This is a genomic window from Pseudosulfitobacter sp. DSM 107133, from assembly GCF_022788695.1.
In the GTDB taxonomy this organism is placed as follows: Bacteria; Pseudomonadota; Alphaproteobacteria; order Rhodobacterales; family Rhodobacteraceae; genus Pseudosulfitobacter.
Genome location: NZ_CP085154.1, coordinates 162,100 through 180,574 on the forward strand (window position 1 = coordinate 162,100; position 18,475 = coordinate 180,574).

Here is an 18,475-nt window from a genome sequence, read left to right on the forward strand (position 1 = left end):
GCCGGATCTATTCCGGCGGGGAAAGGGCCAACAGTTTGGGCGTCTGGCAGTCATACAGGCTTCGGTTGCAGCGTAAGCGTTGGCGCATCCGTGCCTTTCGCAAACGCCGTGAACTGACCCGTGTGGCGGATCGCACCGGCATCATTCATCCCAATGACATCCTGTTGTTCTCGACCCAGCGGAACGAAAAAATTCGCCTGCCGTATTTTCTGGATTACTATCGGGATCAAGGGGTTAACCATTTCCTGATCGTCGACAATGACAGCACTGACGGATCGGCGGACTATCTGGCCGATCAACCGGATGTCTCTGTCTGGAGCAGTAAGGCAAGTTACAAGAAATCGCGGTTCGGCGTTGACTGGCTGAACTGGTTACAGATGAAATATGCACATGGACACTGGTGCCTGACGGTCGATCCTGATGAATTCCTGATTTATCCGTTCTGCGACACGCGCCCCCTGCGGGCGCTGACCGACTGGCTGGACGCGTCGTCGATCAAATCTTTCAGTGCCATGCTGCTGGACATGTACCCCAAGGGGCGGCTGGACGCACATCCCTATCAGCCGGGACAAAACCCGATCGAGATTGCAGGCTGGTTTGACAGCGGCAACTATACGATGTCGCGCAACCGTCTGTTCGGGAACCTTTGGATTCAGGGCGGCCCGCGCGCCCGCGTCTTTTTCCCCGACCAGCCCGAAAATGCGCCGGCCCTGAACAAGGTGCCGCTGGTCAAATGGGACAAGAAATATGCCTATGTCAGCTCGACCCACATGCTGCTGCCGCGCGGGTTGAATCAGGTCTATGACGAATGGGGCGGCGAAAAGGCCAGCGGGGTTTTGCTGCACGCCAAGTTCCTGGACACGTTTACCGCCAAAGCCGCCGAAGAGCTGAGCCGTGGCCAGCACTACAGCGCGTCGGTCGAATACAAAGCCTATGCAGAAAGTCTGAAAGACGATCCCGACCTGTGGTGCAAATGGTCTGAAAAATACATCAACTGGCGACAGCTTGAGATTCTGGGTCTGATGTCGAAAGGCAACTGGGCGTGAGCGTCGGGATCATCATGCTGGTGCACACGGCGCTGGGGCGGGCAGAACAGGCCGCGCGCCATTGGTCGGCGGCGGGCTGTCCGGTGGTGATTCACGTTGACAAGGGGGTGCCCCGCGCCACCTACGAGCGGTTCGTGGCGTCGTTGTCGGATGTGAAGAATCTTGAGTTCAGCGCGCGCTATCGCTGTGAGTGGGGCACCTGGGGTATTGTTGCCGCTTCGCAGGCTGCCTCTGAACTGATGCTGGACCGGTTCCGGCATGTGCGCCACGTTTATCTGGCGTCGGGGTCGTGTCTGCCGCTGCGCCCTGTGGAAGAGCTGATTGAATACCTCGAAGCGCGCCCGCAAACCGATTTTATCGAAAGCGCGACAACCGCCGATGTGCCGTGGACGGTGGGCGGTCTGGACCATGAACGCTTTACCCTGCGGTTTCCGTTCTCGTGGAAGCGCAACCGCTTCTTGTTCGACAAATATGTGGAATTTCAGCGCAGGTTCCGAATGCGGCGCTCGATGCCCAACGGATTGACGCCGCATATGGGGTCACAGTGGTGGTGTCTGACGCGCCAGACCCTGTCTGCCATTCTGCAAGACCCCGACCGCGCCGAATACGACAGGTTTTTTCGTCAGGTCTGGATCCCTGACGAAAGCTATTTCCAGACGCTGGCGCGCCAATATGCGATCAAGATCGAAAGCCGGTCGCTGACCCTGTCCAAGTTCGACTTTCAGGGCAAGCCGCACATCTTTTATGATGACCACCTGCAATTGCTGCGCCGGTCCGACTGTTTTGTCGCCCGCAAGATCTGGCCCTTTGCCGACCGTCTGTACGAGGCGTTTCTGACCGACCCCGCTGGTGCCATGAAGCGGACCGAGCCGAACCCCGGCAAGATCGACCGCATCTTTGCCAAGGCCGTCGACCGGCGAACGCGCGGACGCCCCGGCCTGTATATGCAAAGCCGCTTTCCCAACGAAGACTGGGAAAACGGTGTCACCGCCGCGCCCTATTCCGTGTTTTGCGGCTTTTCCGAAGTGTTTGAAAATTTCGACCCGTGGCTGGCAAAGTCGACGGGGGCGCGGGTGCATGGCCATTTGTTTGCACCAGACCGCGCCCATTTTGCCGAAGGGCAAACCACGATTCACGGTGCGCTGAGCGAAGCACCGGAATTGCGCGATTATAACGCTGCGGCGTTCCTGACCAATCTGATCTGGAACACGCGCGGCGAACGGCAGTGTTTCCAGTTCGGTCCCGCAGACAATCAGGCGATCAACTGGCGTATGGCCAAAGATCCAAACGCGCAGATTTCGGTGATCAGCGGGGCCTGGGCGGTGCCGTTGTTCCGGTCGAACCGCAACTTTATGGACATCCGCAAAGAGGCGGCCGCCCTGCAAAAGATCGAAAGCGATTTCCTGAATGTGCTGCGCTCGCCCTATACCAAGGCGCGGGTGCGCATCTGGATGATGGCTGAATTCATCGAGGCACCGATGGAGCCGCTTCAGGGCATTCTGGACGAAATCGGCCCCACCCAGCAGCGCCGCCTGTCAGAGGTGCCCAAGATGGTGGACCTCAGCGGCTTTGGCCAGTTTTTGCAAAACCTGAAAAATCAGGGGATGCACCCATATTTGATGGGCGATTTCCCCGTGGAACGCGGCATTGAGGCGCAATCCGAAGCGCCGCGAAAACCCTATTTGGTAAGATAAACGATGCCGCAGAACTTTGACTATTTCGTGGTGTTTGCCGAAATGCGCACCGGTTCGAACTTTCTTGAAACCAACCTGAACGCCTTTGATGGCATCACCTGCCACGGCGAGGCGTTTAATCCGCATTTCATCGGTTATCCGAATGTCACCGAAGTTCTGGGCGTGACCCAGGCCGCGCGTGACGCCGATCCCAAGGGGTTGCTCAAGGTGATCCGTAAGGAAACCGACGGTTTGGGTGGTTTCCGGTATTTCCACGACCACGATCCGCGTGTGTTCGATGCAGTGATGGACGACCCCAGATGCGCCAAAATCGTGCTGACCCGCAATCCGGTGGACAGCTATGTGTCATGGAAGATCGCGCAGGCTACGGGGCAATGGAAGCTGACGGATGTCAAACGTCGCAAGGAAGGCGCGGCCGCTTTTGATGCGGCCGAGTTTGAGGCCCATCTCGAGGCGCTGCAAAGCTTTCAGGTGACGCTGATGAACCGTTTGCAAGTGTCGGGGCAAACCGCGTTCTACGTTGCCTATGAAGATCTGCAAAGCGTCGAGGTGATGAACGGGCTGGCGGCCTATCTGGGGGTGGAAAGCCGGCTGGAAGGTTTGGACAAGAGCCTGAAAAAGCAGAACCCCAGCCCGATCACCGAAAAAGTGATCAATGCCGAAGAGATGGCAGAGGCGTTGAACGGTTTAGACCGCTTTAACCTGACCCGCACGCCCAACTTTGAGCCGCGCCGCGGGGCGGTGATCCCGACCTATGTGGCGGCGGCCAAGGCGCCGTTGCTGTACCTGCCCATGCGCAGCGGCCCCGAAGACCAGATATACGCCTGGATGGCCGCGTTGGACGGTGTCAGCCCGGACGAGTTGCTGCGCAAGATGTCCCAGAAGAGCCTGCGCCAGTGGAAGCGCCGCAATCGCGGGCATCGCAGCTTTACCGTGCTGCGCCACCCTGCGGCGCGGGCGCACCATGCGTTTTGCCATCGCATCCTGATCCCGGGGCCTGACTGTTACGATGCACTGCGCCAGACGCTGATCCGTCGCTATGCCCTGCCGATCCCGCAAGAGGCGCCTGACGCCAGCTATGACCGCGCGGCGCACCATCGGGCGTTTTCGGCTTTCCTGACCTTTCTCAAGGGCAACCTGTCAGGTCAGACAGCCATTCGGGTTGATGCGGCATGGTGTACCCAGTCGCAGGCCGTGCAGGGGTTTGGTGACTTCGTGCTGCCTGACCGGATGATCCGCGAGGAAAATCTGGAGGAAGAGCTGGGGCAACTGGCAGCACAGATCGGGGTGCAGACCGTGCCCGCGTTGCCGCCGGTGTCGGACCCCGGTCCGTTCACGCTGAAAGACATCTACGACGACAGCATCGAATCGCTGGTTTCGGACGTCTATCAGCGGGATTACATGATGTTCGGCTTTTCGCGCTGGGCGTAATCAGGCCGCTTGGGCCGACTGTCCTTCTGACAGGATGGTATACAGCGTGCCGGCGTCATGGTTGGCGCGCAGTTTGGTGCAGATAGATGTGTCGCGCAGGGTGCGTGACACCAGCGCCAGCGCCTTGAGGTGTTCGACGCCGGCGTCCTCGGGAGCAAACAGCGCAAAGGCAATATCGACGGGCTGGCGGTCAACCGAGCTGAAGTCGATGGGTTTGTCCAGAACGACAAAAACGCCAATGACTTCGTCCACGCCGTCCAGTCGCGCATGCGGCAGCGCAACGCCACGGCCAACGCCGGTCGGTCCCAGCGCTTCGCGGGCCATCAGCGCTTCGATCACCTGACCGGCATCCAAGCCATAGGCGCTGTGCGCGAGATCAGAGATCTCGTGCAGCAGACGTTTCTTGCTAGAGGCCGAGGTTAACACCTTGACGGCTTCCGGCTTCAGAAGCTTTGCAAATTCCATTCTGGCTCGCACTGCTCTGGCGCCTCGGCGCCGTTAAATCCTTATGGGTCGATCCAGCCGATATTGCCGTCTTCGCGACGATACACGACGTTCAAACCATCCTGTCCTTCTTTCCGAAACACAAGAACCGGCGCACCTGCCAGTTCCATTTGCATCACGGCCTCGCCGACACTCAGCGATTGAATCTTGGTTTCCATCTCCGCCACGATCATCGGTTGCAGCGAATCCGGTTCAGGCACGGTTTCATCGGCCTCGGAGGCGAGGATATAAGAGGAAGCGCCGAAGAGTTCAACCGGCTCGGGTCGATCCTTGTGGTGGTCTTTCAATCGCCGCTTGTAACGCCGCAATTGTTTTTCCATTTTTTCACAGCAGGCTTCAAAAGCGGCATAGATTTCCGTGCCGCGTGCCTTGGCCGTGGCGGTTAGTCCCGTAGACAGGTGAACGGTCGCCTCGCAGACAAATTCGTGACCAGACTTTGAAAACACCACCTGAGCATCTGTCGGGCGGTCGGCGTATTTTCCGACTGCCGTGCCCAGTTCGGTCTGGACATGTGTTTGCAGTGCTGAGCCGATGTCGATCTGTTTGCCGCTGATTTGGTACCGCATTGTCTCTCCTCACGGTTAAGGATCCGGACGGATTGCGACAGGTCACACGGGACCTGTCGTGGTCCTAGGTCAGGATCTCTGGAAAAGGCAAAGCGTTAAGATGCAGTGTCATCGCTTGATTGCTCAAGGCGGATGTCACAGCAGTCTTCTTACGCGCTTTTGCCATGCCCTATTCAGCGCTCAAACATGCCGGTCTGTCAATCAAAAGCGCTGCCCGATGGGTCAAGTTTTGCCGACAAGTCATTTTAATCGGCTAGGGTCTGGACCCATTGATCTTACGTCGTCAGTTTGACAGATTTTTCCGCTGAAAAGCAGCATCTGTGCAGGAATAGTGGTTCTATTTCAAACAGATGCGCCGCAGGCTGCGGGAAAATCCGTCAAACCCGCAGGGCGGCTATTTCACTTCATTTCAGCGTCTTGGGCCGCTTGCAAATAGAACCACTATTGGCAGCACGACCCAAACCACTGAAATTTCGCGAAATTGCCGCTGGCGACGTAAGATCAATGGGTCCAGACCCTAAGAAACGCGGAAATTCTCGCCAAGGTAAACGCGCCGCACATTCTGGTTCTCGACCACCTCGGCGGGGGTGCCCGACATCAGAACCTTGCCTTCGTGCAGGATATAGGCGCGGTCGACAATTTCCAGTGTTTCCCGCACGTTATGGTCCGTAATCAGCACGCCGATGCCACGCTTTTTCAGATCCGCGACCAAATGGCGAATGTCGCCCACGCTGATCGGATCGACGCCGGCAAAAGGTTCGTCCAGCAGCAGGAACTTGGGATTCGCGGCCAGACAGCGGGCAATTTCGACGCGGCGGCGTTCGCCCCCCGACAGGGCCAGCGCGGGGGCACGGCGCAAGTGTTCGATCGAGAATTCGGACAGCAATTCTTCCAGCCGTTCGCGTCGCTTGTGGCGGTGCGTTTCGGTGATATCGAGGATGGCCGAGATGTTGTCCTGAACGCTGAGGCCGCGAAAAATGCTCATCTCCTGCGGCAAGTATCCGATGCCCATCTGGGCGCGACGGTACATGGGCAGGGTCGTCACGTCGGTGCCGTCGACCTTGACACTGCCACCCTCGGGGGTGACCAGACCGGCAATCGCGTAGAACGTTGTGGTCTTACCCGACCCGTTCGGGCCCAGCAGCGCGACAACCTCGCCGCGATCAAGGTGCATGGAAAAGTCGCGAATGACGACCTTCTTGCGATAGGATTTGCGCAAGTGCGAGATGTGCAGCCCGGCGTTTGTGGCTGCGATTGACAGATCGGGTGCAGACATTAGTTGTTTCCGGTTTGCAGGATCGTTTTGACCCGGCCAGACATGCGCGCGGTGCCGGTGCGCAGGTTCACAAACATTTTCTCAGCCGTCAGTGCGCTTTGCCCCTGGGTCAAAAGCACATTGCCTGTCATCTCGATTTCACCCGAATCAATGTTGTAATCGGCACGCTCGGCTTCGGCAGCATCTGCGCCGGTTACCAATGTGACGCCGCCGGTGGCCTGAAGCTTGGCGATGCCTGCGTTTTGCGATCTGTATGTCACCAGCACCCGTGCCGCCGACAGGCGCATGTCGCCCTGACCGATCAGAACGTTGCCGGTAAATACGGCCGTCCCAGAAGATTGGTCCACTGACAGATTGTCAGCCGTGACCTCGACAGGCAGGGTTGTGTCCTGCTGTATGGTGCCAAAAGTGACATTCGTCCCTTGCGCCAGAATGGGCGCGGGGCTGGCGAGCAACAGGGCGGTCATCAGGGCACGAAGGATGTTCACGATAGATTACTCATCTGTTTGTTTCGGATCGTATACCAGCTTCACGCCGTTTGTGAAAATCAATTGGGCAGGGCCATTGTTGCGGCTGCCCGACAATACCATTTGTCCCGCGGTGAGGTCGCCAAAACCGCTGCCTGCGTGCACCTGACCGGGGGATGTCAGCGTGGCCGTTTCCAGATTGGCCAACAAGACATCCGACGCGATCGTGAACCCTGTAGATGTGGTGATGACAACGTTGCCGGACAAGTTCATCTTGGACGCGCGCAGATCCAGTCGAGCCACATCGGCGACCAGATCAATATGCGTGCCGCCGACAAGATCGACCTTTGCGGTGACGTCATTGGCTTCGTTGCGGTTGTCGGCCCCCGTGGTCAGTACGGCTGCGGAAAATGACAGGTTGTCACCCGCTTCGGTCGCGCCGGAAAAGAACGGGCCGGTGATTTGCTGGCTTTCCATGCGGTCGCGTATGTCTTCGTCGGCAAACGGAATGGTGCTGACCGGATCAATCGTGCGCGACAACAGGAACAGCGTAGACAGCAGCGCCAGTGCGGCCAGCGGCAACAACACCTTTAGCGTAGCGACCAGTTTTGAATACCAATCCATCGCCCTGCCTCAGCCCTGACCGGCGAGATCGGGCGCGCGGCTGGTACGCAGGGCATTGCCTGCAAAGGGGCGTTTGTTGCTCATAGGTGGGCAAATATGTCCGAGTCAGGCCAGCCTGCAAGGTCCAGCTTGGCGCGGGTTGGCAGGAAGTCGAAACAGGATTGGGCAATTTCCATGCGGTCTTCGCGCAGCAGACGTTTGTTCAGTGCCTCGCGCAGGCGGTGCAGGTACAAAACATCAGAGGCAGCGTAATCCAGTTGCGCATCGGTCAGCTTGTCGGCTCCCCAGTCGCTGCTTTGCTGGTGTTTCGAAATGTCGACGCTCAGCAATTCCTGCAACAGGTTCTTCAGCCCGTGCCGGTCGGTATAGGTGCGCACCAGTTTGCTGGCGATCTTGGTGCAATAGACGGGTGCAGTAACCGCGCCGAATGCGTTCAACATCGCGGCGATGTCAAAGCGGCCATAGTGGAACAGTTTCAGCACGTCGGGGTTTTCCAGCAGCGCACACAGGTTTGGCGCCTCGGTCTGGCCCCTTGCGATCTGCACCATGTGGGCGTTGCCGTCACCACCCGACAGCTGCACCACGCACAGGCGGTCACGGTGCGGGTTCAGGCCCATGGTTTCGCAATCAATGGCCACGACTGGCCCAAGGTTCAGCCCGTCGGGCAGATCGGATTTGTACAAATGGTTTGTCATGCCATTGCTATAGCGCCGCATTCGGTCGCGGGAAAGTATATGCCGCGCATTTGCGCCAGTTTGCGCCTTAGGGTCTGGACCCTAGTCGTGCAGGTCGTTCAGCGCGGGGCGTGGCAGACGGGCCAGCAGGCCGGTGACCAGCGCGCGGCAGTCGTGGCCGCGCCATGCGTCGGAGTAGACCTGCGGCGGCAGATCAGGATGTTTCAGCACCAGCCGTCGCCATCCATGCACGATCAGCGACCTAAGCACCCCGATCTGCACCGGATTGAGGGCGGCAGCATCCAGTTTCAGTGCATCAAGTGCCACCAGACGTTCATGCAGGGCGGCGTAATCCTGACTCAGGTCCTTGGGTTCGAACTGCGCACCCAGCCAATGCGGCGCGGTGCTTGCGGGCAGCGCCAGCGTTCCGGCGGGGGCTTGTGATGTCTCGGCACCGATATACAGGCGCGGCGCAAGCGGGGCAAAACCCAGCTTTTCCATGTGTTCGCGGGATTCCGATGTGGCGGTTTCCAGCAGCACCAGTTGCCAGCCCTGGGCGGCCTCGGCGGGAGCGCTGTAGATGCGCGCGCTGGCGGCAAGGCTCAACCGTCGGCCCGTTCGGGTCAGGCTGTGGTGGCTGGTGCGCCCCGATTTGGTCGAGGTGATCCAGTCGTCATTGCGCAACCGGTGCAGGGCGACACGGGTCGCTTCGGGTTTGATCTGTGCCTCGGCCATCAGCGCGGTCAGCACGGGGCCGTCAATCCCTTCGCCTTCGTGGCGGGCCAGATCACCGAACACGCTGACCAGCACCGACCACACCCGCTGGGTGGCGGCTGCGGTCAGTATGTTCAGTGCGTCGGTGTAGGGATCAGAAGGCATTCATTGTCAGCAGTTCGTATTCCGCCACTTGTTCGTCGTCCTGATTGGTCAGGGTCACATGCCAGCGTACCTCGCCGTATTCCTCATTGCGAGGGGTTTTGGCTTTGACGCTCAGGCGTACCTTGATGCTGTCGCCTGCCTGCACGGGTTTCATGAAACGCAGGTTGTCCAGCCCGGTGTTGGCCAGAACTGGGCCGGGGTCGGGTTGCACGAACAGGCCTGCCGCAAAGCTCAGCAGCAGATAGCCGTGCGCGACGCGTCCGGGAAAGAACGGGTTCGCCTTGGCCGCCGCGTCGTCCATGTGGGCATAGAACGTATCACCGGTGAAATGGGCAAAGGTTTCGATGTCGTCCAGCGTGATCTCGCGCGACGGCGAGTTGAACGTGTCGCCCAGTTCCAGATCGCCGTAAACGCGGGTGAACGGGTGCGGTTTGTCCGCATGTTCGGTTGCACCGGGCACCCAGCGCCTGCCAACGGCGGTCAGAATGTCGGGGCTGCCCTGTACAGCGGTGCGCTGCATATAGTGCATGACGGCGCGGCTGCCGCCCAGTTCCTCGCCGCCGCCCGCGCGGCCCGGTCCGCCGTGCACCATATGCGGCAGGGGCGCACCGTGGCCTGTTGCCTCGGCCATGCTGTCACGGTTGTTGAAGTATAGTCGTCCGTGGAACGCACCCGCACCCATCGCCACGGCGCGGGCCACGTCGCCGTCATGGGTGATGACCGAAGCGACAAGCGAGCCCTGGCCGCGGTTCAGCAGCGCAATCGCATGATCCAGATCGCGGTAGCCCATGACGGTCGAGACGGGCCCGAATGCTTCGGTATCGTGTACGCGGCTGGCGGTGTCGGGGTCGGCGCAGTGGAACAGCATCGGCGGCACAAACGCGCCCTTGCTGTCGGCCATTGCGAAATCGTCTGGGTCACCAAACACACGGGTTGCTTCCGCGCCGATGGCGGCGGCCTTGTCCAGCACATCGCGTTTTTGCGCGGCAGAGACCAGCGCGCCCATGCGGGTTGCTTCATTACGCGGATCGCCAATGGTGACTTTGGCCAGCCGTGCCGAGATTGCTTCGATCACGGCTTGTTCCTGCGCTTGCGGGACCATGATGCGGCGGATGGCGGTGCATTTCTGACCCGCCTTGGCGGTCATCTCGCGCTGCACTTCCTTGACGAACAGGTCGAATTCGGGCGTTCCGGGCGCGGCGTCGGGGCCAAGGACCGAGGCGTTCAGGCTGTCCTGTTCGGCAGTGAACCGGACGCTGTTGGACAGGATGTTGGCATTGCCACGCAGCTTTAACGCGGTGTCGGCAGAGCCGGTGAACGTCACCACGTCCTGACAATCCACATGGTCCAGCATGTCGCCCAGACCGCCCGACACCAGTTGCAACGCGCCCGCAGGCAGCAGACCGCTGTCCAGCATCAGGCGCACGCAGGCTTCGGTGACATAACAGGTGGCGGTGGCGGGTTTGATGATCGCGGGCAGACCGGCCAGCAGGGTCGGGGCCAGCTTTTCCAACATGCCCCAGACGGGGAAGTTGAAGGCGTTGATATGCACCGCGACGCCTTGCAACGGGGTGCAGATGTGTTGCCCCATAAAGGCACCAGAGCGGCCCAGTTGTTCGGGCGCGCCGTCCAGATAGACATGCGCATCGGGTAGCTCGCGCCGCCCTTTCGATGCATAGACCATCATCGTGCCAATGCCGCCGTCCACATCGATCTGATGGTCGGACTTTGTTGCGCCAGTGTCGTAGCTCAGATCATAGAGCGCGGTCCGATGTTCGCGCAGGCGCAGCGCCAGCGCCTTGAGCATTCTGGCGCGGTCGTGGAACGTCATCGCGCGCAAGGCGGGGCCACCCACCTCGCGGCCATAGGCCAGCATCGCCTGCACATCCAGCGCGTCGTTGCCTGCGTCTGCGATGACATCTCCGGTGATGGCGGATGCGATGGCGCGCGCACCGACACCCGGTGCGATCCACTGACCGGCGGCAAAAGAATGAACATTTTGCATGGGGAACCCCTGTTAGTGCTGATCGTAGTCCACGACCAATGTATCGCTGAGCGCATAGCACTGGCAGGTCAGGACAAAGCCTGCCTCGACCTCGTAGTCTTCCAGCGCGTGGTTGGTCAGCATTTCATATTCGCCCTCGGTCACCTTGGCCTTGCAGGTGGAACAGACGCCCGCCTTGCATGAAAACGGCGCGTCCAGATCGTTGGCCAATGCGGTTTCCAGCACAGACTGATCCTTAGGCATTTCGAACTGGTGGCCGGTGCCGTCGATGATGACGGTGGTTTTGGTGCCCGCCTGACCTTTGGCGCGTTCCTTGATTTCCTGCTTGGCCAGCTGGCCTTTCTGGCTTTCGCTGAACAGTTCGAACTTGATCTGACCATCGGCCAGCCCGTGTGTTTTCAGCGCATCGGCAATGGCCAGCATCATCGGTTCCGGGCCGCAGATGAAGGCGGTGTCAATGCTGGCGATGTCGATCCAGCTTTTGAACAGGGCGGCGCATTTGTCCTGATCGACGCGGCCTGTGAACAGGTCGATGTCCTGGCCGGTTTCCAGAACGTGGATCAGGGTCAGACGACCCATGTAGCGGTTTTTCAGGTCTTCCAGTTCCTCGCGGAACATGATCGTGCCCACCGCGCGGTTGGCATAGATCAGGGTAAAGGTGCTGTCGGGTTCGCGGGTCATCACCGTGCGCAGGATCGACAGCACGGGGGTCACGCCGGAGCCACCCGCAAAGCCGAGGTAATTCTTGGCCTTCTCCGGCTCGATCGGGGTGTTGAAGCTGCCCGAGGGCGGCATGGCGTGCAGGGTGTCGCCGACCTTCAACTGGGTGTTGGCAAAGGTTGAAAACGCCCCGCCATCCACCCGTTTGATGCCCACTTGCAGTTTGCCATCGTCCAGACCGGTGCAGATCGAATAGTTGCGGCGCAGCTCGGTGCCGTCGAAATCCTGTTTGAACGTCAGGTATTGGCCTTGGGTAAAGGCAAATGCGCCGGGGTCCTGCGGTTGCAAGGTCAGCACCACCGCGTCACGGATTGTGTGATGAATGTCGGTGACAGTCAGGGGAAGGAATTGCGCCATTGGGTCAGCCTAGATGCATTTGAAATAGTCGAAGGGTTCAAGACAGTCGGTGCAGCGCCATTGCGCCTTGCACGGGGTCGAGCCGAACTGGCTGATCCGCTCGACCGCCTGCGATTTGCAGTGCGGGCATTGCTGCGGGCCACCTGCGGGCTGGGGCGGCGCGATGCCGTAGTCTTCCAGTTTGGCGCGGCCCTTGTCGGTCAGCCAGTCGGTGGTCCATGCTGGCGAAAGCTGGCGTTTCAATTCCAGCTTTTCGATGCCATGGCCGCGCAGGGCCGTTTCGATGTCCAGATTGATGATCGTCGTCGCGGGGCATCCCGAATAGGTGGGTGTGACGGTGACGATCAGGGTGTCGTCGTGCCATGCCACATCGCGGATGATCCCGAGATCCACCAGTGAGATCACCGGAATCTCGGGGTCGGGGACGGCATCAAGCCAGTCCCAGACATCCGCGACAGAAGGGCGGACAGTTACCATTGCGCATCCGGGTAGGCGCGCGGCAGGAACTGCATCACCGCCAGCATGTGGCCCAGATGTTCTGTATGGCGCACGCCCGTCTTGCCGCCCTTGTGAGCAAAATCGCTGTCGGGGCGGGTCAGGGTCGCCTCGGTCAGCACGGCGTTGATGCGCGCATCAAACGGTTCGCGCAGCGGGGCGGGGTCGCAGACGGCACGGTCCACGTCATCCGACAAGAACATTTCGCCCACATAGGGCCACAGACGGTCCAGCGCCGCTTGCATTCGTTTGTGGCTTTCTTCGGTGCCGTCGCCCAGTGCGATCACCGTGTCGGCAGAACGTTCCGCGTGATAGGTGACCTCTTTCAGAGACTTTTCGGCAATGGCAGAGATCTGTTCGTGGTCATGCCCCTTGAGCGCGCGCAGCATTTCGATGTGCCATGCGTCGAACAGGAACTGGCGCATCATCGTGTGGCCAAAGTCGCGGTTGGGCTGTTCGACCAACAGCAGGTTGCGGAAATCCATCACGTCGCGGCGATAGGCCAGCGCGTCGGCGTCACGGCCCGCGCCTTCGACCTCGGCTGCCAGACCAAGCCACAGTTGTGTCTGGCCGATCAGGTCAAGCGCCGTGTTGGCCAAGGCGATGTCTTCTTCCAGCACGGGCGCATGGCCGCACCATTCGGACACGCGGTGGCCCAGCACCAAGGCGTTGTCGCCCATGCGGCACAGCCATTCGAACAATTGCGCGTCGGTGGCCATCACATGGTCCCCACTTCTTCGGGGATGTCGAAGAAGGTCGGGTGACGGTACACTTTGTCATCCGCAGGATCGTACATGTGCCCCTTGTCGTCGGGCGACGATGCGGTGATCTTGCTGGCCTCGACGACCCAGATGCTGACGCCTTCCTTGCGGCGGGTATAGACGTCGCGGGCGTTCTGCATGGCGCGTTCCGCGTCGGGCGCGTGCAACGAGCCGACGTGGCGGTGGCTCAGGCCATGCTGACCACGGATAAAGATTTCAAACAGGGGCCATTCGGTGCGCCGAGGACCGCCGTGCGGGGCGGCTTCGGTGTTTTCGTAGGCACTGGATTCAGGGCTGCTCATTTCAATCACTCCGCTGCAAGTTTGGCTGCGCGTTTCTTGTCGGCATGGGCCAGCATGGCCTCGCGGACCCAACGGCCCTCGTCCCACGCGCGGTTGCGGTCTTCCAGACGTTCGATCGAGCAGGGGCCATTGCCCTTGAGCACATCAAAGAATTCGTCCCAATCGGGTTCGGAAAAGTCGTAGCCGCCTTTTTCCTCGTTCCACTTCAGATTTTCGTCGGGAATGGTCAGGCCCAGGTAGTCGGCCTGCGGTGCGGTCAGATCGACAAACTTCTGACGCAGCTCGTCGTTCGAGTTCATCTTGATCTTCCACGCCATCGACTGCGCCGAATGGACGCTTTCGGCATCGGACGGGCCAAACATCATCAGCGAGGGATACCAGAAGCGGTTCAGCGCATCCTGTGCCATACGCTTCTGTTCGGGCGTGCCGCGGGCCATCTTCATCATGATGTCAAAGCCCTGACGCTGGTGGAACGATTCTTCCTTGCAGATACGCACCATCGCGCGGGCATAGGGGCCATAAGACGTGCGTTGTAGCGGCACCTGGTTCATGATCGCGGCACCGTCGACCAGCCAGCCCACGGCACCCATGTCGGCCCATGTCAGGGTCGGATAGTTGAAGATCGACGAATACTTCATCTTGCCCGACAGCAGGTCGCGGGTCATCTGGTCGCGGGTGACACCCAGCGTTTCCGCCGCGCAATAGAGGTAGAGGCCGTGGCCGGCCTCGTCCTGTACTTTTGCCAGCAGGATCGCCTTGCGCTCAAGCGTGGGCGCGCGGGTGATCCAGTTGCCCTCGGGCAGCTGACCGACGATTTCGGAATGGGCATGTTGCCCGATCTGGCGGATCAGCGTCTTGCGATAGCCGTCCGGCATCCAGTCCTTCGGTTCGATCTTGCCGCCAGCATCAATACGCTCCTGAAAGGCGCGTTCCTGCGGGTCCATCTCGTCGAGGGAGCGGACCCCTTCGCCGGTGGATTTCACCATCTGTGCATACATCGTTCAAACCTTTCGTCGGTCAGAAGGGCGGGGCGTTGTCAGACCCGCTCGAGGATAAGCGCGACACCCTGGCCGACGCCCACGCACATGGTGCACAGCGCATAGCGCCCACCTGTACGTTTCAGTTGATAGGCGGCCGTCATCACCAGACGCGCGCCCGACATGCCCAGCGGGTGGCCGATTGCAATCGCGCCGCCTTGGGCGTTCACGCGCGGATCGTCGTCGGCCACACCCAGCGCACGCAGGGTCGCCAGACCTTGCGAGGCAAAGGCTTCGTTCAGTTCGATCACGTCCATCTGGTCGATGGTCAGGCCGGCGCGTTTCAGCACCTTTTCGCAGGCCGGGATCGGGCCGATGCCCATGACACGGGGTTCAACGCCCGCGGCATTCATCGCCACGACGCGCGCCATCGGTGTCAGGCCGTTCTTGGCCGCAGCCGCTTCGGAGGCCAGCAGCAGCGCCGCAGCACCGTCATTCACGCCCGAGGCATTGCCCGCCGTCACGGTCAGGTCGGGGCCGTTGATGGCCCGCAGCTTGCCCAGTGCGTCCAGCGTGGTGCCGGGGCGGGGGTGTTCGTCGGTGTCGACGACAATAGGATCACCCTTTCGCTGGGGGATGGTGACGGGGCTGATTTCCTCTGCGAACAGACCGGCCTTGTGCGCGGCGGCCCAGCGTTCCTGTGACCGGGCGGCAAAGGCATCCTGATCGGCGCGGTTCACATCGTGGTCGGCGGCAACATTGTCAGCGGTTTCCGGCATGGAATCGACGCCATATTGCTCCTTCATCTTCGGGTTCACAAAGCGCCAGCCGATGGTGGTGTCGAAAATCTCGGCGGCACGGCTGAATGCGCTGGTGGCCTTGCCCATGACAAAGGGCGCGCGGCTCATGCTTTCGACGCCGCCGGCAATGGCCATGTCCAGATCGCCGGCCTTGATCCCGCGCGCGGCCAGGCCCACGGCGTCCATGCCCGAGGCACACAGACGGTTGATGGTAGAGCCGGGCACATCCACGGGCAGCCCCGCCAGCAACGCCGCCATACGCGCCACGTTGCGGTTGTCTTCGCCCGCCTGGTTGGCGCAGCCAAAGATCACATCATCGACGCTGGCCCAATCCACACTGGGGTTGCGCGCCATCAGCGCGGCAATCGGTGCCGCCGCCAGATCGTCGGCCCGCACGGACGACAAGGCGCCGCCGTATCGTCCGATAGGGGTACGCTGTGCGTCGCAGATGAAAGCAGTCATGGAAGTCTCCTGAGGTGTTGAATTCACCTTAACCAAATCGGCGATTCGGGGCAATGTAAATGTTACCGATCATGTCACTCTTTCGGAAATTTGTAACGTATTGAGGTAAAGCATGACCGCTGTGATGCTGGATGTGTCCAAAACGGCAGTTCCATAGGGAGGATGCGCGCGGAATTGGGGGTAAACGCACATGCACAGTCTCAGCCGACCGCGCTGCAAAACGGCGCGCGAATGCGCGACGATCAGAGAGGGTGGGACTGTCAGGGGAAAGTGGTGCCCAGAAGAGGACTCGAACCTCCACGGCCTTGCGGCCACTGGCACCTGAAGCCAGCGCGTCTACCATTCCGCCATCTGGGCACGGGTGGTGTCGCGTCGTTTAGGCAAGCTGGCGGGGGGTGTCAAACAGATTCTCGTCAGAATTTCACGTTCGGGTCGGAAGTTTTTGCAAATTTTGCCCGGAGACAGCGAAACCGTGCCAAATTGCCGTCTTGTCTGGCGCGGGTCCGCCCGTTAGACCCGAATGCAACGAATTGCCCCAAGGAGCTTTTGCGATGTCCAAGCTGGTCACTATCTACGGCGGGTCCGGATTTGTCGGGCGTTATATTGCGCGCCGGATGGCCAAGGCGGGTTGGCGCGTGCGCGTCGCCGTGCGTCGCCCGAACGAAGCGATCTTTGTAAAGCCTTACGGGGTGGTCGGTCAGGTCGAGCCGGTGCTGTGCAACATTCGGGATGATGCCTCGGTGGCAGAAGTCATGAGGGGTGCCGATGCGGTGATCAACTGTGTTGGTCTGCTGGCAGAGAATGGCAAGAATACCTTTGAAAGCGTTCAGGCCGACGGCGCGTCCCGCGTGGCACGGATTGCGGCGCAGCAGGGTGTTGCCAAGATGGTGCATATCTCGGCCATCGGTGCCGATGCAGAGGCAGGCAGCGATTACGCCCGCACCAAGGCCGAAGGCGAGGCGGGTGTGCTGGAGCATATGCCGCAGGCGGTTATCTTGCGTCCGTCAATTGTTTTCGGTCCCGAGGATACGTTTTTTAACCGCTTTGCGGGTATGACCCGTTTGGGGCCGGTCCTGCCCGTGGTGGGGGCCGACACCAAATTCCAGCCGGTCTATGTCGAGGATGTCGCCCGCGCCGCCGAGGCTGCCGTGACCCGCGCCGATGTGGCTGGTGTGTACGAACTGGGCGGGCCGGATGTGGAAACCTTTCGCGCGCTGATGGGGCAAATGCTTGCCGTTGTCCGCCGTCGCCGTCTGGTGCTGAACATCCCGTTTGGCATTGCGCGCATCGTCGCGTTCTTTGCGGAACTGGGGCAGACGCTTTCGCTGGGTATCGTCAAGGCGCCGATCACGGCCGATCAGGTTAAGAACCTGCGTCATGACAACGTGGTCAGCGACGGCGCACGCGGTCTTGCTGATCTTGGGATTGACCCTGTTGCGATGGAATCGGTGTTGCCCGACTATTTGTGGCGTTTCCGCCCGTCGGGTCAGTACGATGCAATCAAGGAAAGCGCGAAGAACCTGCGCGCTTAACTATACGCCCACCACAGCAGGAACAGCCCGAGCACTGCGCGGTAGATAACGTAGGGTGTGAAGTCGACGCTTTTCAGCAGGCGCATCATCAGCTTCAGCGCCAGCAGGGCAGCACCAAAGGCAAAGGCGGCTGCGATGCCGCCGTCGCGGGCCAGTGCCCAGTCTGCATGACCCACTACATCGGCACTCAAAAGCACGCCGGACGCGATAATTGTCGGGATCGACATCAGCATCGACAGGGTCGCGGCAGATTCGCGGTCATACCCCAGTTTGCGTGCTGCGGTGATAGTGATGCCCGAGCGCGATGTGCCGGGAACCAGCGCGATCACCTGCGCCAGGCCCATGGCAACGGCGTCAGACAAGGTCCAGTCTTCTTTGGTCTTGGTCGTCGTGCCGGTGCGATCCGCCCAATACAGCACAATGCCAAAGCCCAGCATCGTCCATCCAATGACGGCAACCGACCGCAGCGCCTCGTCAAGGCCCGTCAGTTTGATAACCAGGCCCGCGATCATGACCGGAATGGTCGAGATAATCAGGAAAAAGGCGAGAGTCGCGCCGGGGGTGTCTACCTTGCCGCGCGCCAACCGGCCCAGGCCAATCAGGGCGCTGCGGACATCGGCCCAGAAATACAGGATGACTGCCAGCAAAGTGCCCACATGCACCGCAACATCAATCGCCAGGCCCTGATCGTCAGCGCCGGTCAGCGCCGGTAGCAAGATCAGGTGGCCAGAACTGCTGATGGGAAGGAATTCGGTGATGCCCTGAATGATGGCCGCGATCAGCAGATAATACAATGACATGGTTGCCCCCAATGGTCCGCTGATGCTGGTTAGATTCTCGCGAATCAAATTGAAAGCGCCAATATATGTCCGATTCGGACATATTAATGAGTGGATTTTGTAA

19 protein-coding genes and 1 tRNA gene are annotated in these 18,475 nt (G+C 60.4%); 4 read left to right on the forward strand and 16 right to left on the reverse strand.

Annotated elements, in window-relative coordinates; genetic code table 11:
* Window positions 1–35: 35 nt before the first annotated feature.
* From DSM107133_RS00785 to DSM107133_RS00795, 3 genes are read left to right on the forward strand one after another with little or no spacing between them, the layout of a single operon-like run.
* Window positions 36–1,046 carry a glycosyltransferase family 2 protein gene (locus DSM107133_RS00785; RefSeq protein ID WP_114292916.1) on the forward strand — a complete coding sequence of 337 codons (1,011 nt, stop codon included), beginning with the start codon at window positions 36–38 and terminating at the stop codon, window positions 1,044–1,046.
* The gene (locus DSM107133_RS00790; protein WP_114292917.1) at window positions 1,043–2,740 is read left to right on the forward strand and encodes a beta-1,6-N-acetylglucosaminyltransferase; all 1,698 of its coding nucleotides are present in this window, start codon (window positions 1,043–1,045) and stop codon (window positions 2,738–2,740) included. Before DSM107133_RS00785 ends, DSM107133_RS00790 begins: the two co-directional genes overlap by 4 nt.
* Window positions 2,741–2,743: 3 nt before the next feature.
* The gene (locus DSM107133_RS00795; protein WP_114292918.1) at window positions 2,744–4,171 is read left to right on the forward strand and encodes a sulfotransferase family 2 domain-containing protein; all 1,428 of its coding nucleotides are present in this window, start codon (window positions 2,744–2,746) and stop codon (window positions 4,169–4,171) included.
* Here the strand turns inward: DSM107133_RS00795 and DSM107133_RS00800 are convergent, their stop codons facing one another.
* The 15 genes from DSM107133_RS00800 to DSM107133_RS00870 all read right to left on the reverse strand — a co-directional run bounded on the left by DSM107133_RS00800 (window position 4,172) and on the right by DSM107133_RS00870 (window position 16,397).
* The gene (locus DSM107133_RS00800; protein ID WP_114292919.1) at window positions 4,172–4,636 is read right to left on the reverse strand and encodes a PTS sugar transporter subunit IIA; all 465 of its coding nucleotides are present in this window, start codon (window positions 4,634–4,636) and stop codon (window positions 4,172–4,174) included.
* Window positions 4,637–4,677: 41 nt separating this feature from the next.
* Window positions 4,678–5,241, reverse strand: a complete 564-nt coding sequence (gene raiA, locus DSM107133_RS00805; RefSeq protein WP_114292920.1) for a ribosome-associated translation inhibitor RaiA — start codon at window positions 5,239–5,241, stop codon at window positions 4,678–4,680.
* Window positions 5,242–5,758: 517 nt separating this feature from the next.
* Entirely contained in the window at window positions 5,759–6,517 is a 759-nt protein-coding gene (lptB, locus tag DSM107133_RS00810; protein ID WP_114292921.1) for an LPS export ABC transporter ATP-binding protein, read from the reverse strand.
* Complete coding sequence (gene lptA / locus DSM107133_RS00815) at window positions 6,517–6,984, reverse strand: lipopolysaccharide transport periplasmic protein LptA (RefSeq protein ID WP_114293102.1); 468 nt, start codon at window positions 6,982–6,984, stop codon at window positions 6,517–6,519. The genes lptB and lptA overlap by 1 nt, the downstream gene beginning before the upstream one ends.
* A gap of 27 nt (window positions 6,985–7,011) precedes the next feature.
* Window positions 7,012–7,608 carry a hypothetical protein gene (locus DSM107133_RS00820; protein ID WP_114292922.1) on the reverse strand — a complete coding sequence of 199 codons (597 nt, stop codon included), beginning with the start codon at window positions 7,606–7,608 and terminating at the stop codon, window positions 7,012–7,014.
* 80 nt (window positions 7,609–7,688) lie between these two features.
* Window positions 7,689–8,303, reverse strand: coding sequence for a ribonuclease D (locus DSM107133_RS00825; RefSeq protein ID WP_114293103.1), 615 nt, complete (start codon window positions 8,301–8,303; stop codon window positions 7,689–7,691).
* A gap of 81 nt (window positions 8,304–8,384) precedes the next feature.
* Window positions 8,385–9,161, reverse strand: a complete 777-nt coding sequence (locus DSM107133_RS00830) for a PaaX family transcriptional regulator C-terminal domain-containing protein (RefSeq protein WP_114292923.1) — start codon at window positions 9,159–9,161, stop codon at window positions 8,385–8,387.
* A complete protein-coding gene (paaZ, locus tag DSM107133_RS00835; RefSeq protein WP_114292924.1) occupies window positions 9,151–11,166 on the reverse strand; it encodes a phenylacetic acid degradation bifunctional protein PaaZ in 2,016 nt (671 codons plus the stop codon). The genes DSM107133_RS00830 and paaZ overlap by 11 nt, the downstream gene beginning before the upstream one ends.
* Window positions 11,167–11,178: 12 nt before the next feature.
* Window positions 11,179–12,243 (reverse strand): 2Fe-2S iron-sulfur cluster-binding protein, encoded by a 1,065-nt coding sequence (locus DSM107133_RS00840; protein ID WP_114292925.1) that lies wholly within the window; start codon window positions 12,241–12,243, stop codon window positions 11,179–11,181.
* Between the two features lie 9 nt (window positions 12,244–12,252).
* Window positions 12,253–12,720, reverse strand: coding sequence for a 1,2-phenylacetyl-CoA epoxidase subunit PaaD (gene paaD / locus DSM107133_RS00845; protein ID WP_114292926.1), 468 nt, complete (start codon window positions 12,718–12,720; stop codon window positions 12,253–12,255).
* The gene (paaC, locus tag DSM107133_RS00850) at window positions 12,714–13,457 is read right to left on the reverse strand and encodes a 1,2-phenylacetyl-CoA epoxidase subunit PaaC (protein ID WP_114292927.1); all 744 of its coding nucleotides are present in this window, start codon (window positions 13,455–13,457) and stop codon (window positions 12,714–12,716) included. The genes paaD and paaC overlap by 7 nt, the downstream gene beginning before the upstream one ends.
* Window positions 13,457–13,801, reverse strand: a complete 345-nt coding sequence (gene paaB, locus DSM107133_RS00855; protein WP_081780509.1) for a 1,2-phenylacetyl-CoA epoxidase subunit PaaB — start codon at window positions 13,799–13,801, stop codon at window positions 13,457–13,459. The genes paaC and paaB overlap by 1 nt, the downstream gene beginning before the upstream one ends.
* A gap of 5 nt (window positions 13,802–13,806) precedes the next feature.
* Complete coding sequence (gene paaA / locus DSM107133_RS00860) at window positions 13,807–14,799, reverse strand: 1,2-phenylacetyl-CoA epoxidase subunit PaaA (protein ID WP_114292928.1); 993 nt, start codon at window positions 14,797–14,799, stop codon at window positions 13,807–13,809.
* A gap of 38 nt (window positions 14,800–14,837) precedes the next feature.
* The gene (gene pcaF / locus DSM107133_RS00865; protein WP_114292929.1) at window positions 14,838–16,040 is read right to left on the reverse strand and encodes a 3-oxoadipyl-CoA thiolase; all 1,203 of its coding nucleotides are present in this window, start codon (window positions 16,038–16,040) and stop codon (window positions 14,838–14,840) included.
* Between the two features lie 271 nt (window positions 16,041–16,311).
* Window positions 16,312–16,397: transfer RNA gene (locus DSM107133_RS00870), tRNA-Leu, on the reverse strand.
* Window positions 16,398–16,591: 194 nt separating this feature from the next.
* On the opposite strand from DSM107133_RS00870, the gene DSM107133_RS00875 reads away from it, so the two are divergent.
* Window positions 16,592–17,572: a complex I NDUFA9 subunit family protein gene (locus DSM107133_RS00875; protein ID WP_114292930.1), complete on the forward strand. Its 981-nt coding sequence runs from the start codon at window positions 16,592–16,594 to the stop codon at window positions 17,570–17,572.
* On the opposite strand, the gene DSM107133_RS00880 is transcribed toward DSM107133_RS00875, so the two are convergent.
* Window positions 17,569–18,372 carry an undecaprenyl-diphosphate phosphatase gene (locus tag DSM107133_RS00880; RefSeq protein WP_114292931.1) on the reverse strand — a complete coding sequence of 268 codons (804 nt, stop codon included), beginning with the start codon at window positions 18,370–18,372 and terminating at the stop codon, window positions 17,569–17,571. The genes DSM107133_RS00875 and DSM107133_RS00880 overlap by 4 nt on opposite strands.
* Window positions 18,373–18,475: the final 103 nt, after the last annotated feature.